The organism is Neorhizobium populisoli, from assembly GCF_019430945.1.
In the GTDB taxonomy this organism is placed as follows: Bacteria; Pseudomonadota; Alphaproteobacteria; order Rhizobiales; family Rhizobiaceae; genus Neorhizobium; species Neorhizobium populisoli.
This window is the reverse complement of record NZ_JAHYCB010000001.1, coordinates 103,385-116,495: the sequence shown is the minus strand read 5'-3', so window position 1 is coordinate 116,495 and position 13,111 is coordinate 103,385. Positions and strand designations below refer to the sequence as shown.

Sequence of the window (13,111 nt, the reverse complement as noted above, 5' to 3'; positions counted from 1 at the left end):
CCCGCAATTTAATCGGGAATGGTTAATGAGCGGTTTCAATAGCCGGAATTCAACCGCCAGGGAATAGGTTACTGCTTGTCTTCGCGCTCTCCGAAGGAGGCGATGTCACCGAGAAAATCCCCGATTCCCGGCCGTTTGACTGCCTTGAAGGGTAGCGGGCGGCAAAGATCCATGGCTGCGATACCGATACGTGCCGTCAGCAACCCGTTGATGACACCTTCGCCGAGTCGCTTGGAAAGTTTCGAAGCCAGGCCATGGCCCAAGACCTGCTGGGCGAGCCCGTCACCGACCGCAATCGAGCCCGTCACCGCAAGATGAGCCACTACGTCGCGCATCAGCCTGAGCAGGCCGAGCGTCCCGGGGCGGCCGCCGTAAAGATCGGCCATGGCGCGGATCAGCTTCGAGACCTCGAACAGCACATAGGCGAGATCGACGATCGCCCGGGGACTGACGGCCGTGACCACCGAGACGCGTTTGGAGGCGCCGAGAATCAGCCCGCGCGCTTTGCGGTCGAGCGGCGAAAGCAACTCCCGCTCGGCAAGCTCCAGCAGCTGTGGGCCGTCGATGATTTCGTCCTTCGTGGCGTCCAGCGCCGCGCGACCCTTGGCAGTTTCGGCACGATGCGAAAGAAGCCGCGTGAGCTTGGAGACCACCGTTCGCGCAGCTGCCGGGCGAGGGGTCGCCAGAGCCTCTTCCGCCTCGGCCTTCAGCGTCTGCACCGCGGCAAGTCGCATCATGCCGAAGATTTCCCGCCCGACGATGACGGCGACCGCCAGCAGGCCGACGGCAAGTGCGGTCAGCGCCGCATATCCCAGCCAGTCGGCACGGGAGAAGAGATCCCGGACGACGCTGTCGGCCCAAAGCCCGAAGGCAAGCGACAGGAATGTGCCGAACGCACCCGCCGCGAGATTGAGAAAGGAGAACTTCCTTCTCGACCGGGGCGCGGCGATTGGGATTGCCTCGGTCGAAAGCTCCGGCGGCGTCACGAACGGATCGTCTTCATCCGGCGTCACCACGATGCCGTCTGCGAAACTGCGTGGGCTCCTGCGTGCCGGCAATGTCGTTGTGGCCTTTGGAGCCGGATCGTCTGCCACGGAAAAGGAGGCGGGCCGACGCTTGGCCCCGGAGGTTTCGGGCGGCTTCATGCGAGACGGTCTCCGAACAGGAACTGCATGGCCCGGTCAAGCCGGATATGCGGTACCGAGAGCTTTACGCCGCCATTTTCGACTTCCAGCGCAGGCGGACGAAAACGGACGACGTTGATTTCCGGAAGCTCGCCGCCCGGTTGATCGATCTGTTGAAAAAGTGCTTCAGGATCTTCCGGCAAGTCACCGGGAAATATCGCAGTTTTCTTGGCGCCGTCGAATTTCTCGCCGTTGATCGTCTCGCCTGCCATCGGCGTGCCGACGATGACCGGAAGTAGATGGCCGTTTTCTTTCACCGTGGCTTCGCGGGTCGCGCGGACCGAGGCGATCGCCATGACCTCGATGCCGGCGCCGGCCATGCCGATCCGTTCGATCGCCCGGTCGACCAGCCGGCCGGTCAGCTTTTCCAGCCGATCATGGCTCTCGTGATGCAGATGATCGGCTTTGGTGGCTGCGACCAGAACCTTGTCGATTCTCCGGCCGATCAGCGAAGAGAAGAAGCTGTTGTGCCCGGGGCGGAAACAGGCCAGCACATCGGTCAGCGCCCGTTCCAGATCCTGCACCGCCTCCGGGCCGCGATTGATCGCCTGCAGCGCGTCGATCAGCACGATCTGCCGGTCGAGCCGGGCGAAATGTTCACGGAAGAAGGGTTTGACGACGACGTTCTTGTAGGCTTCGTATCGTCGCTCCATCATCGCCCGGAGTGAGCCCTTGGCCGCGGTGGCGGCCGGTATTGCCGGCAGCGGCGAAAATGTCAGCGCCGGTGAGCCCTCAAGATCGCCGGGCATCAGGAAACGGCCGGGCGGCAGTGTCGAAAGCGAGCGCTCATCCGCCTTGCAGGCCTTGAGATAAGCGGCAAAGGCTTCGGAAAGGCGGCGCGCCGTCATTTCGTCGGCCGGCGCATCCATATCCAGGCTCGATGCCAGCGCCAGCCATTCCTCCGACAATTCCGCGCGGATTCCGGTTTTCGCCAAAGCCACCGTGCGTTCGCTGAAGGTCTGGAAATCCTGCGCCAGAAGCGGCAGGTCGAGCAGCCATTCGCCGGGATAATCGACGATGTCGATCGACAGACGACCGCGCGAAAACATCCGGTTCCAGCCGCTGGCGCTCTGATAATCGAGGGTAATGCGCAGTTCGGAAATTGCGCGCGTCGAATCGGGCCAGATGCGATCGCGCACCAGCGCCTGGATATGATCCTCGTATTGGAAACGGGGAATGGCATCATCCGGCTGCGGCTCGAGGCGAATGGCCGAAACGCGGCCGGAACGCACGGGCTCGAAAAGCGGCAGCCGCCCGCCATTCAGGAGATTATGGACGAGCGACGAGATGAACACGGTCTTGCCGGCGCGGGAAAGGCCGGTCACACCCAGCCGGATCGTCGGATTGACGAGACCGTTCGCCCGGTCGGCAAGATTGTCGAGCGCGATCAGTGCGTCGTCGGTAAAGCTGGTAAGCGAAGGCGGCAAAGCGTCGTTCCGGATCCAGTGTTTCCCATTAGATAGGGAATATAGGGAGCGTCCGCGCCGTCGCAAAGGCGTCGGCCATTTCTCTGCGACGATCAGGCGGTGATGAAATCGGTCAGCACCCAGGCGGCACTGGAGCCGGCGATAAGACCGCGATAATCGAGCACCGCAAGGCCCGCTGCCGGATAACCGCCGGGAATGGCAGCAACCATGGCGTCTGCGCCGATCAAGGCCTCCAGCAATTCTTCCATCGTCGGATTGTGACCGATCAGCATGACGGAACGATTGGCCTTCTGCGCATCGAGCAGCGCCAGATAGATGCCGAGCGAGCCGTTATAAAGTTCGTCGACGAATGTGAGTTCGAGCTCTTCATCCATTGCCCGGCGCACCGCCTCGGCAGTCTGCCGGCAGCGCAGGGCGGTCGAACTGATCACGACGTCCGGGATATAATTGCGATCCGCAGCCTTGTCGGCGACCAGCTCCGCCTCGGCAAACCCCTGGTTATCCAGCTCGCGGTCGAAGTCGTGCTGCCCCGGTTGCGCCCAGCCGGATTTGGCGTGGCGCAGCAGGTAGATGCGGGATGGAGGAGGAGTAATCGTCGTCATGCCCGGCACCGTAATCTTGGAGAACCACAGGATGGGTAGCCTTTGAAGCCGATGCTCGTCAACTGCCTTGGCTGTTTCGAAGTATTCCAACCATGCACAGAAGTTGCGGGCCACCGAAAAGGCTGCAATGAAATAAAAGCTTAAAAAATAGCCGTTTAGCCGATTTTTATGACAGTTTTAAAAATGCCTTAATGCTAGGCCCAGAGACTTGAAGCGGCTTGTCGGAAAGGATATAGAGGCGCCGCATGAGATGTTCTTCAGGAGAATCGCGTTGAGTGAGAAGATCGATCTTGGCAATTATGTGCTCTCGGAAAACGACGAGTTCATGAATGCAAATCAAAAGGCGTATTTCCGGGCCAAACTGATTGCCTGGAAAAATGACATCCTGAGAGAAGCGCGCGAAACGCTGGATCACCTGGCAGAAGAAAGCGCAAACCATCCCGATCTCGCTGACCGGGCCTCCTCCGAAACCGACCGAGCCATCGAACTCCGCGCCCGCGACCGTCAGCGCAAGCTGATCTCCAAGATCGACGCCGCGCTTCAGCGGATAGACGATGGCACCTACGGTTATTGCGAGGAAACCGGCGAGCCGATCGGTCTGAAGCGGCTTGATGCCCGCCCGATTGCAACCCTGTCCATCGAGGCGCAGGAGCGTCACGAGCGTCGGGAAAAGGTCTATCGGGACGAATAATTTCCGGTTTCAACGGAAAAACGAATTCAAGGCACGGTTTCCCGTGCCTTTTTTATTGCCGGCCGCAGGTGGAACAAGGTGCCGGACTGAGATCCGGCGGCGCCTTATTTGTCGCGCGTCACGGACATTTCCCCGAAGATACGTGCAACTTCGTTCTGCAATGTCGGCTCCGTCGTGACGCCGGTGACCTTGGGAGCAGCTGGATCGCGCGCGGGCGCCTGACGGTTCTGTTGTGCGGCGGCGGCTTCCCGCGCAGCGAGATTGCTCGCCATTTCCTGCTCGAGGATACGTTCGAAATCATTGCCGAGCTGTTGCGGGTTTTCAGCGGCGGCCTTTACCGCTGGCGGCATGGGGGCGTTTGCAGGCACGATCAGGCGGGGTTCGGGCGCTGGCTGGAAGACCCGGTCGCGGGCCGCTTCGAACACGGCATCCGCGGCATTGGTTGGCGATTGGGCGGCGTTGGCGGCCGCGAGAGCCGCGATCGGCCTCAGCGGTTCGATACGCACTTCCGGAGCCGGTCGCGGCTGCGGCTCGGCCTTAGGAGCCGCTACGGGCGTTTCGACGGCGGTATTGGCGGCCACAGCGGGTGCGGGAGCCGGTTTCGGCGCTACGGGATTGGTTGCCGGCCGTACAGTCCTGGCCGGCTCGGGAGCAAGCGCGGTCTCGCGAGGCGGTTCCACGCGCGGCTCGACAACCGGAGCAGCCAGCGAGGCACGCTGCGGAGGCGCGGGACGGGTTTCGATCGCCGGCTGCTGACGCGGCTCGATGTCGAACGCGGATACGGCCGGCTGCGGCTCGACCGGTTGGGGACGTGGTGCGAAATTCTGCGGAACGGCTTCCCTTGAGGGAGCCGATGTCGAGATGCCGCTTTCGACGACGATATCCGTCGGGCCGCCGATCATGATCAGATGTTCGACATTGTCGCGGCGGACGAGAACCAGGCGCCGGCGGGTATCGATGGCGGCGGCATCGAGAACCTGCAGGCGAGGCTGACGGTTCTTGCCACCGCGGATGAACGGCGAGGGGCCGGCCCGGCCGCGCATCAGCTTGAAAGCGATGATGAGAAGCACGAACGCAATCCCGACGCCGACGACGGCAATCAGGAGACGGCTGCCATAGGCGTTCATCATTTCTTCCAACATATCTCACCACTCCTTGAGATGAACGCGCCGTAACAGACGATTTTTTGGCCATGGAGGCAAGCGGCGAGCTTGCCTCCATCGTTTAAAGACGGCGGACCATCCTTAAACGATGCTGAAATGTCAAAGATAGGTCAGTCTTTGAAACTGTCCCGGGTTTTGTGGCCTTGCGGAGCTTTTTGCTTCACCAGCAACTTGCTAAGAAAGAATCGCGGGATTCTTGCCGCACATGTCCATGGCCGCGGCATCGGCCGAAATGCGAGGAATTGATGACGAAGTTGCAGCAGAGCGGCAACTACGAGGCGCCCCTGGTGGAGCGCGGCGCGCGCGGCGGCACCATCATCCGGCTCGTCCTTCTGGCGCTCGTGTTGTGCGGCGTGGCCGCGGGTTTCGTATTTTTCCAGCAAGCTCTCGATAATGAAGTCGTGCTCGGCCTGCTGGGCATCCTCGCCATGGTCGGCATCTTTTTCCTGGTGTCGTCGATCATCGGCATTGTCGAGGTAATGCCGCAATCGCGTTCCGACGACCTGGCGCGCGGTTTCCTCGCCAACCATCCGGACGGCATCCTGATCACCGATCCCAAAGGTCGCATTCTTTATGCCAATGCCGCCTATGGCCGCATGACCGGAGCGACCAGCGCCAGCAATGTGCAATCGCTGGAGGCTTTGCTCGCCAAGACGCGCGAATCGACCGAAGCGCTCTATCGCCTGACGACAGCGCTCAGGGAAGGGCGCGAAGGCCACGAGGAATTCCGGCTGATGCAGCCGCTCGGCCGTTCGACCGGCAACGGTTCCGGCGCCCACTGGTACCGACTGAAAGCGCGGCTTCTCGGCGCCGCCGGCCGCAACCAGCTCGATATCTGGCAGATTACCGACATCACCTCCGAGCGCGATGATCAGGAACGCTTCTTCCGCGAACTGCAGAATGCCATCGATTATCTCGACCACGCGCCGGCCGGCTTCTTCTCCGCCGGCCGCAAGGGCGAAATCTTCTATCTGAACGCGACGCTCGCTGAATGGCTCGGCATTGATCTCACCAAATTCCAGCCGCGCTCCATGAACATTTCCGACCTCGTGGCCGGCGAGGGCATGGCGCTGATCCAGTCCGTGCAGGCAGCCCCCGGCCTGAAGCGTACCGAAACGCTCGATCTCGACCTACGCCGCGCCAACGGCCAGAGCTTGCCGGTGCGTCTGGTGCATAATGTCAGCACCGCACGCGACGGCGCGCCGGGGGAAAGCCGCACCATCGTTCTGACGCGGCCGAAGGGCGGCGAGGGCGATCAGTCCGCTTCCGCCATGCGCTTTACCCGGTTCTTCAACAATACGCCGATGGCGATCGCCTCGGTCGATGGCGCCGGCAAGATTCTGCGCATCAACGCGCCATTCCTGAAGCTGTTCGCCGGCGTCGTATCGCGCGACGATGTGGATGCCGGGGTCGAACTCGACCGTATCGTCCATGAAAATACCCGCCAGCAGCTGATCCAGGCGCTCTCCGCCGCCAAGGACCGCCAGGGCGATATCGCGCCGATCGATTCGCGCCATCCGGGCGACGAAAACCGCTATGTGCGTTTCTACGTGAACGCCGTCATCGACGAGAGCGACGAGGCGCCGGAAGAGGCGGCGATCCTTTATGCCGTAGAAACGACCGAGCAGAAGGCGCTCGAAACCCAGATGGCGCAGACCCAGAAGCTGAATGCCGTCGGCACGCTGGCGGGTGGCATCGCGCACGACTTCAACAATGTGCTCACCGCCATTCTGCTTTCCTCCGATCATCTGCTGCTGCAGGCCCGGCCTTCGGATGCAAGCTTCGCGGACCTGATGGAGATCAAGCGAAACGCCAACCGCGCCGCCGTGCTGGTGCGCCAGCTGCTGGCATTCTCGCGCAAGCAGACGATGCGTCCGACGGTGCTGAATCTCACCGACGTGGTGGGCGACCTGCGCATGCTGGTCGACCGGCTGATTTCCGGCAGCAACGTCAAGCTGGAAGTCGATTACGGCCGCGATCTCTGGGCTGTGCGCACCGACCTGTCGCAGTTCGAGCAGGTGCTGATCAATCTCTGCGTCAACGCCCGCGATGCCATGCCCCAGGGCGGCACGATCCTGATCAAGACCCGCAACGTCTCTTCCGAAGAGGCCTCGAGCTTCCATCAGGCCGATCTGCCGGCTGAAGATTTCGTTATGGTCGAAGTGTCCGATACCGGTACGGGCATTCCGCCGGAAATCATGGACAAGATCTTCGAGCCCTTCTTCACCACCAAGGAAGTCGGCAAGGGCACCGGTCTCGGACTGTCGATGGTCTATGGCATCGTCAAGCAGTCAGGCGGTTATATCTATCCCGAATCGGAAGTCGGCCGAGGCACGAGCTTCCGCATGTTCTTGCCGCGTCATGTGCCGGAAGTCCCGGTCGTGACGCAGGAAGCCGCCCAGTCGCCGGAGACAAGCGGTGCGGCACAACAGCCGGCCACGCCCGTTGCCGCACCGGCCCCGGCATCCGAGGATCTCGATCTCACCGGCAAGTCGGCCGTCGTGCTTCTCGTCGAAGACGAGGAAGCCGTGCGGCGCGGCGGCAAGCGCATGCTGGAAACGCGTGGTTATACCGTGCACGAGGCAGGCTCCGGTGCCGAAGCGCTGGACATCCTGGAAGAACTCGAAGGCAAGGTGGATATCGTCGTCTCCGACGTCGTCATGCCCGAAATGGACGGCCCGACACTTCTGACCGAGCTGCGGAAAACCTATCCGGACATGAAGTTCATCTTCGTCTCGGGTTACGCAGAGGATGCGTTTGCCCGCAACCTTCCGGCCGACGCCAAGTTCGGCTTCCTGCCGAAACCCTTCTCGCTGAAACAGCTGGCTGTGGTCGTGCGCGAAACGCTCGATTCGGAGTGAGGATCGCGCATTGGCAGCGATTTTTTCTGCCGCTGCGATTCGGATGAGACGGAATGCTACTGCTTGTTTTTACTCGCGAATTTTCCATATCCTGACATGTGAGAACAGGATGAGAACAGAATCGAAATTCCTATTTTGAATCAATCTGGTGATTGGCTCTGGACAAATGAGAACAAAATAGGTACATCACCTTTATCAGCTGCTTCATTGCTTGCGCGGCGGCAATAACCTAAAGGTGGAAAACATGGCACAGAATAGCTTGCGGCTGGTAGAGGATAAGGGCGTGGATAAGAGCAAGGCGTTGGAAGCGGCACTGTCGCAGATCGAGCGGTCGTTCGGTAAGGGATCGATCATGAAGCTCGGCGCGAACGAAAGCGTCGTCGAGATCGAAACGGTTTCCACGGGCTCGCTGAGCCTCGATATCGCGCTCGGCATTGGCGGCCTGCCGAAGGGCCGCATCATCGAGATCTACGGTCCGGAAAGCTCGGGCAAGACGACGCTGGCGCTGCAGACGATTGCCGAAGCCCAGAAGAAGGGCGGCATCTGCGCCTTCGTCGACGCTGAACACGCGCTTGACCCGGTCTATGCCCGCAAGCTCGGTGTCGATCTCCAGAACCTTTTGATCTCTCAGCCGGACACCGGCGAGCAGGCGCTTGAAATCACCGATACGCTGGTCCGCTCCGGCGCAGTCGACGTTCTCGTCGTCGACTCCGTTGCAGCATTGACCCCGCGCGCCGAAATCGAAGGCGAGATGGGCGACAGCCTGCCGGGTCTTCAGGCACGCCTGATGAGCCAGGCGCTGCGCAAGCTGACAGCTTCGATCTCCAAGTCGAAGACCATGGTCATCTTCATCAACCAGATCCGCATGAAGATCGGCGTCATGTTCGGTTCGCCGGAAACCACGACTGGCGGTAACGCGCTGAAGTTCTACGCCTCCGTCCGCCTCGACATCCGTCGTATCGGCCAGGTCAAGGAGCGCGAAGAGGTCATCGGCAACCAGACCCGCGTCAAGGTGGTCAAGAACAAGATGGCGCCTCCCTTCAAACAGGTCGAATTCGACATCATGTATGGCGAAGGCGTTTCCAAAACCGGCGAACTGGTCGATCTCGGCGTCAAGGCCGGCATCGTCGAGAAGTCCGGCGCATGGTTCTCCTATAACAGCCAACGTCTCGGCCAGGGCCGCGAGAACGCCAAGATCTTCCTGCGCGACAACCCGGAAACTGCCCGCGAGATCGAGACGTCGCTCCGCCAGAATGCCGGCCTCATCGCCGACCGCTTCCTGCAGAATGGCGGTCCGGATGCCAATGACGGCGACGACGCCGATATGTGAATTCAGTATGTAAGCGGTACCGCCGCACTCGGCCGCTTACTTCGAACCGGCCGCGCATGTTTTCCATGCGCGGCCGGTTTCTTTTTGTCTGGGAAGAGCTCTTGCAACTTCTCTCAGGCATTGCGCAAAACCGTCTATGAGGGTGTGGCGTCTGGACAGTTTAGGGTGTGGACGATACAAGCCTTTGGTTTTCGAATAACAGCACCGCATCCGGCGGTAACGGGTCACAAAAGGGCGTAGCATGAGCGGCGTGAATGAAATCCGGTCGACCTTCCTCGACTATTTCCGAAAGAACGGACACGAGGTCATCTCCTCCAGTCCGCTGGTTCCGCGCAACGATCCGACGCTGATGTTCACCAATGCGGGTATGGTGCAGTTCAAGAACGTCTTCACCGGCCTGGAGAAGCGTCCCTATTCGACCGCCACGACGTCGCAGAAATGCGTGCGCGCCGGCGGCAAGCATAACGACCTCGACAATGTCGGTTACACCGCACGCCATCTCACCTTCTTCGAAATGCTCGGCAACTTCTCGTTTGGCGATTATTTCAAGGAGAACGCGATCGAGCTGGCCTGGAAGCTGGTGACGGAAGGTTTCGACCTGCCGAAGAGCCGGCTTCTGGTCACCGTCTATTCCGAAGACGAAGAGGCTGCGACGCTCTGGAAGAAGATCGCCGGTTTCTCCGACGACAAGATCATCCGCATCCCGACCTCCGACAATTTCTGGCAGATGGGCGATACTGGTCCCTGCGGTCCGTGCTCGGAAATCTTTATCGACCAGGGTGAGAATGTCTGGGGCGGTCCTCCGGGTTCGCCGGAAGAGGATGGCGATCGTTTCCTCGAGTTCTGGAACCTCGTTTTCATGCAGTTCGAGCAGACGGCGCCGGGCGAACGTTCGCTGCTGCCGCGCCCGTCGATCGATACCGGCATGGGCCTAGAGCGCATGGCCTGCGTCCTGCAGGGCAAGCAGAGCGTCTTCGACACCGACCTGTTCCAGACCCTGATCGGCGAGATCGAGGACGTCATGAAGGTCAAGTCGGAAGGTAGCGCCAGCCATCGTGTCATCGCCGACCACCTGCGCTCGTCCGCCTTCCTGATTGCTGACGGCGTGTTGCCGTCGAACGAAGGCCGTGGTTACGTGCTTCGCCGCATCATGCGCCGCGCCATGCGCCATGCGCAGCTGCTCGGCGCCAAGGAGCCGTTGATCTACAAGCTGCTGCCGACGCTGGTGCAGGAAATGGGCCGCGCCTATCCGGAACTCGTCCGTGCCGAAGCGCTGACGTCGGAGACGCTGAAGCTTGAGGAAACCCGTTTCCGCAAGACGCTGGAACGCGGCCTTTCGCTTCTCTCGGACGCGACCAATACGCTCGATAAGGGCGACATGCTGGATGGCGAAACTGCTTTCAAGCTTTACGACACCTATGGCTTCCCGCTCGACCTGACGCAGGACGCCTTGCGCGCCCGTGAAATTGGCGTGGATATCGCCGGCTTCACCGACGCCATGCAGCGCCAGAAGGCCGAAGCCCGTTCGCATTGGGCCGGCTCCGGCGACAAGGCGACCGAAACCGTTTGGTTCGAACTCAAGGAAAAGTTTGGCGCGACCGAATTCCTCGGTTACGACACCGAAATCGCCGAGGGCGTCGTCCAGGCGATCGTCCGTGACGGTAAGTCTGTCGATAGCGCGTCGGCCGGCGAGCAGGTCCAGATCGTCGTCAGCCAGACCCCGTTCTACGGCGAGTCCGGCGGCCAGATGGGCGATACCGGCGTCATTTCGACCGACAATGCCAAGCTCGATGTTTCCGATACGCAGAAGAAGGGCGAAGGCTTGTTCGTGCATATCGCCACGGTCGGCGAGGGCATGTTGAAGGTCGGCGATGCGGTTGCCTTGACGGTCGATCACACCCGCCGTTCTCGCCTCCGCTCCAATCACTCGGCAACCCATCTCCTTCATGAAGCGCTGCGCGAGGTGCTCGGCACCCATGTGGCCCAGAAGGGCTCGCTGGTGGCGCCCGAGCGCCTGCGTTTCGACGTTTCGCATCCAAAGCCGATGTCGGCGGAGGAGCTGAGACAAGTCGAGGACATGGCCAATGCCATCATCCTCCAGAACGCCCCGGTCACCACCCGCCTGATGAGCGTCGACGACGCGATTGCCGAGGGCGCCATGGCGCTGTTCGGCGAAAAATACGGCGATGAAGTGCGCGTCGTGGCCATGGGCACCGGCGTCGAAGGCCGAAAGGCCGGCAAGCCTTATTCGATCGAACTCTGCGGCGGCACGCATGTGAATGCGACCGGCGATATCGGCCTGGTGCGCGTACTGGGAGAAAGCGCCGTCGGCGCCGGCGTTCGCCGCGTCGAAGCAGTCACCGGCGAGGCCGCACGTGCCTATCTCGCCGAACAGGACGAGCGCGTGAAGACGCTCGCGGGTGCGTTGAAAGTGCAGCCGGGCGATGTCGTCGCCCGCGTCGAAGCGCTGCTCGACGAACGCCGCAAGCTTGAGAAGGAACTGGCGGATGCCAAGCGCAAGCTCGCCATGGGCGGCGGGCAGGGCGGTTCTGCGGACGATGTCCGCGAGATCGCCGGCATCAAGTTTATGGGCAAGGCACTGGCCGGCATCGACGCCAAGGACCTGAAAGGCCTGGCGGACGAAGCAAAGGTGAGCCTCGGCTCCGGCGTCGTGACGCTGATCGGCGTCTCCGAAGACGGCAAGGCGAGCGCCGTGGTCGCCGTCACGCCGGATCTGGTGGAGCGTTTCAGCGCCGTCGATCTGGTGCGCATCGCCTCGGTCGTTCTCGGCGGCAAGGGCGGCGGCGGCCGGCCGGACATGGCCCAGGCCGGCGGTCCGGATGGTGCCAAGGCCGGTGAGGCGCTCGAAGCGGTCGCGGCCGCACTCGGTGCCTGAGGATTATAAAGGAGCGGGCTTTGGCCCGCTTCTCTGCTTTTGAGACCTGCTACTGCTTGAGGATGAACGAATGGGCGTGAATGCCGTGATCGAGGATGAGCTTGATGAGGCCGTGGAAGGCCTCGTGCCGGCGCTGTTTCGCGATGCGCCGAGTTCGGTCTCGTTCAACAAGCTGCGCAAGCGGCTGCTTAGGCAAGTGCGCCAGGCGTTCGACGATTTCGGCATGCTGAAGGACCAGAAACGCTGGCTGGTCGGCCTGTCCGGCGGCAAGGATTCCTACTCGCTGCTCGCGGTCCTGCTCGACCTGCAGTGGCGCGGGCTGCTGCCGGTCGAGCTCATCGCCTGCAACCTCGACCAGGGCCAGCCGAATTTTCCGAAACACATCCTGCCGGATTATCTCGCTTCGATCGGCGTCAAGCACCGCATCGAGTACCGCGATACCTATTCGATCGTGAAGGAAAAGGTGCCGCAGGGCGCCACCTATTGTTCGCTCTGTTCGCGCCTGCGCCGCGGCAATCTCTACCGGCTTGCCCGCGAGGAAGGCTGTGATGCGCTGGTGCTCGGCCATCACCGCGAAGACATTCTCGAAACCTTTTTCATGAACTTCTTCCATGGTGGCCGGCTGGCCGGCATGCCGGCCAAGTTGTTGAACGACGAGGGCAACATGATGGTGCTGCGTCCGCTCGCCTATTGCGCCGAGGACGATCTGGCGAAATTCGCCTCAGCTATGCAGTTCCCGATCATTCCCTGCGATCTCTGCGGTTCGCAGGACGGCCTGCAGCGCAATGTGATGAAGCAGATGCTGGCCGATATCGAGACGCGCATGCCGGGTCGCAAGGATACGATGCTGCGCGCGCTTGCACATGTGAACCCGTCGCACCTGCTCGATCCGAAGCTCTTCGATTTCGCTGGCCTTTCGGCCGGTCCCGCCGCCGACTGAAACGACACGAGACATAG

At 61.5% G+C, this 13,111-nt stretch carries 9 protein-coding genes; 5 read left to right on the top strand and 4 right to left on the bottom strand.

What is annotated here, in order from left to right; genetic code table 11:
- Positions 1–68: 68 nt before the first annotated feature.
- The 3 genes from KX729_RS00545 to KX729_RS00535 all read right to left on the bottom strand — a co-directional run bounded on the left by KX729_RS00545 (position 69) and on the right by KX729_RS00535 (position 3,213).
- Positions 69–1,145, bottom strand: a complete 1,077-nt coding sequence (locus tag KX729_RS00545; RefSeq protein WP_219740516.1) for a YcjF family protein — start codon at positions 1,143–1,145, stop codon at positions 69–71.
- Positions 1,142–2,611: a YcjX family GTP-binding protein gene (locus tag KX729_RS00540; protein ID WP_219740515.1), complete on the bottom strand. Its 1,470-nt coding sequence runs from the start codon at positions 2,609–2,611 to the stop codon at positions 1,142–1,144. The genes KX729_RS00545 and KX729_RS00540 overlap by 4 nt, the downstream gene beginning before the upstream one ends.
- A 92-nt stretch (positions 2,612–2,703) precedes the next feature.
- The gene (locus KX729_RS00535; protein ID WP_219740514.1) at positions 2,704–3,213 is read right to left on the bottom strand and encodes a SixA phosphatase family protein; all 510 of its coding nucleotides are present in this window, start codon (positions 3,211–3,213) and stop codon (positions 2,704–2,706) included.
- Between the two features lie 271 nt (positions 3,214–3,484).
- Between KX729_RS00535 and dksA the strand changes: the two genes are divergently transcribed.
- Complete coding sequence (gene dksA / locus KX729_RS00530; RefSeq protein WP_219740513.1) at positions 3,485–3,904, top strand: RNA polymerase-binding protein DksA; 420 nt, start codon at positions 3,485–3,487, stop codon at positions 3,902–3,904.
- Between the two features lie 104 nt (positions 3,905–4,008).
- Here the strand turns inward: dksA and KX729_RS00525 are convergent, their stop codons facing one another.
- A complete protein-coding gene (locus KX729_RS00525) occupies positions 4,009–5,046 on the bottom strand; it encodes a flagellar biosynthetic protein FliO (RefSeq protein WP_219740512.1) in 1,038 nt (345 codons plus the stop codon).
- 266 nt (positions 5,047–5,312) lie between these two features.
- On the opposite strand from KX729_RS00525, the gene cckA reads away from it, so the two are divergent.
- The 4 genes from cckA to ttcA all read left to right on the top strand — a co-directional run bounded on the left by cckA (position 5,313) and on the right by ttcA (position 13,094).
- On the top strand, positions 5,313–7,928 hold the full coding sequence (gene cckA, locus KX729_RS00520; RefSeq protein WP_219740511.1) for a cell cycle histidine kinase CckA: 2,616 nt from the start codon (positions 5,313–5,315) through the stop codon (positions 7,926–7,928).
- A 244-nt stretch (positions 7,929–8,172) separates the two neighbouring features.
- Positions 8,173–9,258, top strand: a complete 1,086-nt coding sequence (gene recA, locus KX729_RS00515) for a recombinase RecA (protein ID WP_219740510.1) — start codon at positions 8,173–8,175, stop codon at positions 9,256–9,258.
- 241 nt (positions 9,259–9,499) lie between these two features.
- Positions 9,500–12,154 carry an alanine--tRNA ligase gene (gene alaS, locus KX729_RS00510; protein WP_219740509.1) on the top strand — a complete coding sequence of 885 codons (2,655 nt, stop codon included), beginning with the start codon at positions 9,500–9,502 and terminating at the stop codon, positions 12,152–12,154.
- Between the two features lie 70 nt (positions 12,155–12,224).
- A complete protein-coding gene (gene ttcA, locus KX729_RS00505; protein WP_219740508.1) occupies positions 12,225–13,094 on the top strand; it encodes a tRNA 2-thiocytidine(32) synthetase TtcA in 870 nt (289 codons plus the stop codon).
- Positions 13,095–13,111: the final 17 nt, after the last annotated feature.

What these genes read in the sequence shown, in the direction of transcription:
- KX729_RS00545 (WP_219740516.1), bottom strand. Translation starts at nt 1,145, where the DNA reads ATGAAGCCGCCCGAAACCTCCGGGGCCAAGCGTCGGCCCGCCTCCTTT.
- recA (WP_219740510.1), top strand. Translation starts at nt 8,173, where the DNA reads ATGGCACAGAATAGCTTGCGGCTGGTAGAGGATAAGGGCGTGGATAAG.
- alaS (WP_219740509.1), top strand. Translation starts at nt 9,500, where the DNA reads ATGAGCGGCGTGAATGAAATCCGGTCGACCTTCCTCGACTATTTCCGA.
- ttcA (WP_219740508.1), top strand. Translation starts at nt 12,225, where the DNA reads ATGGGCGTGAATGCCGTGATCGAGGATGAGCTTGATGAGGCCGTGGAA.
- cckA (WP_219740511.1), top strand. Translation starts at nt 5,313, where the DNA reads ATGACGAAGTTGCAGCAGAGCGGCAACTACGAGGCGCCCCTGGTGGAG.
- KX729_RS00525 (WP_219740512.1), bottom strand. Translation starts at nt 5,046, where the DNA reads ATGTTGGAAGAAATGATGAACGCCTATGGCAGCCGTCTCCTGATTGCC.
- KX729_RS00535 (WP_219740514.1), bottom strand. Translation starts at nt 3,213, where the DNA reads ATGACGACGATTACTCCTCCTCCATCCCGCATCTACCTGCTGCGCCAC.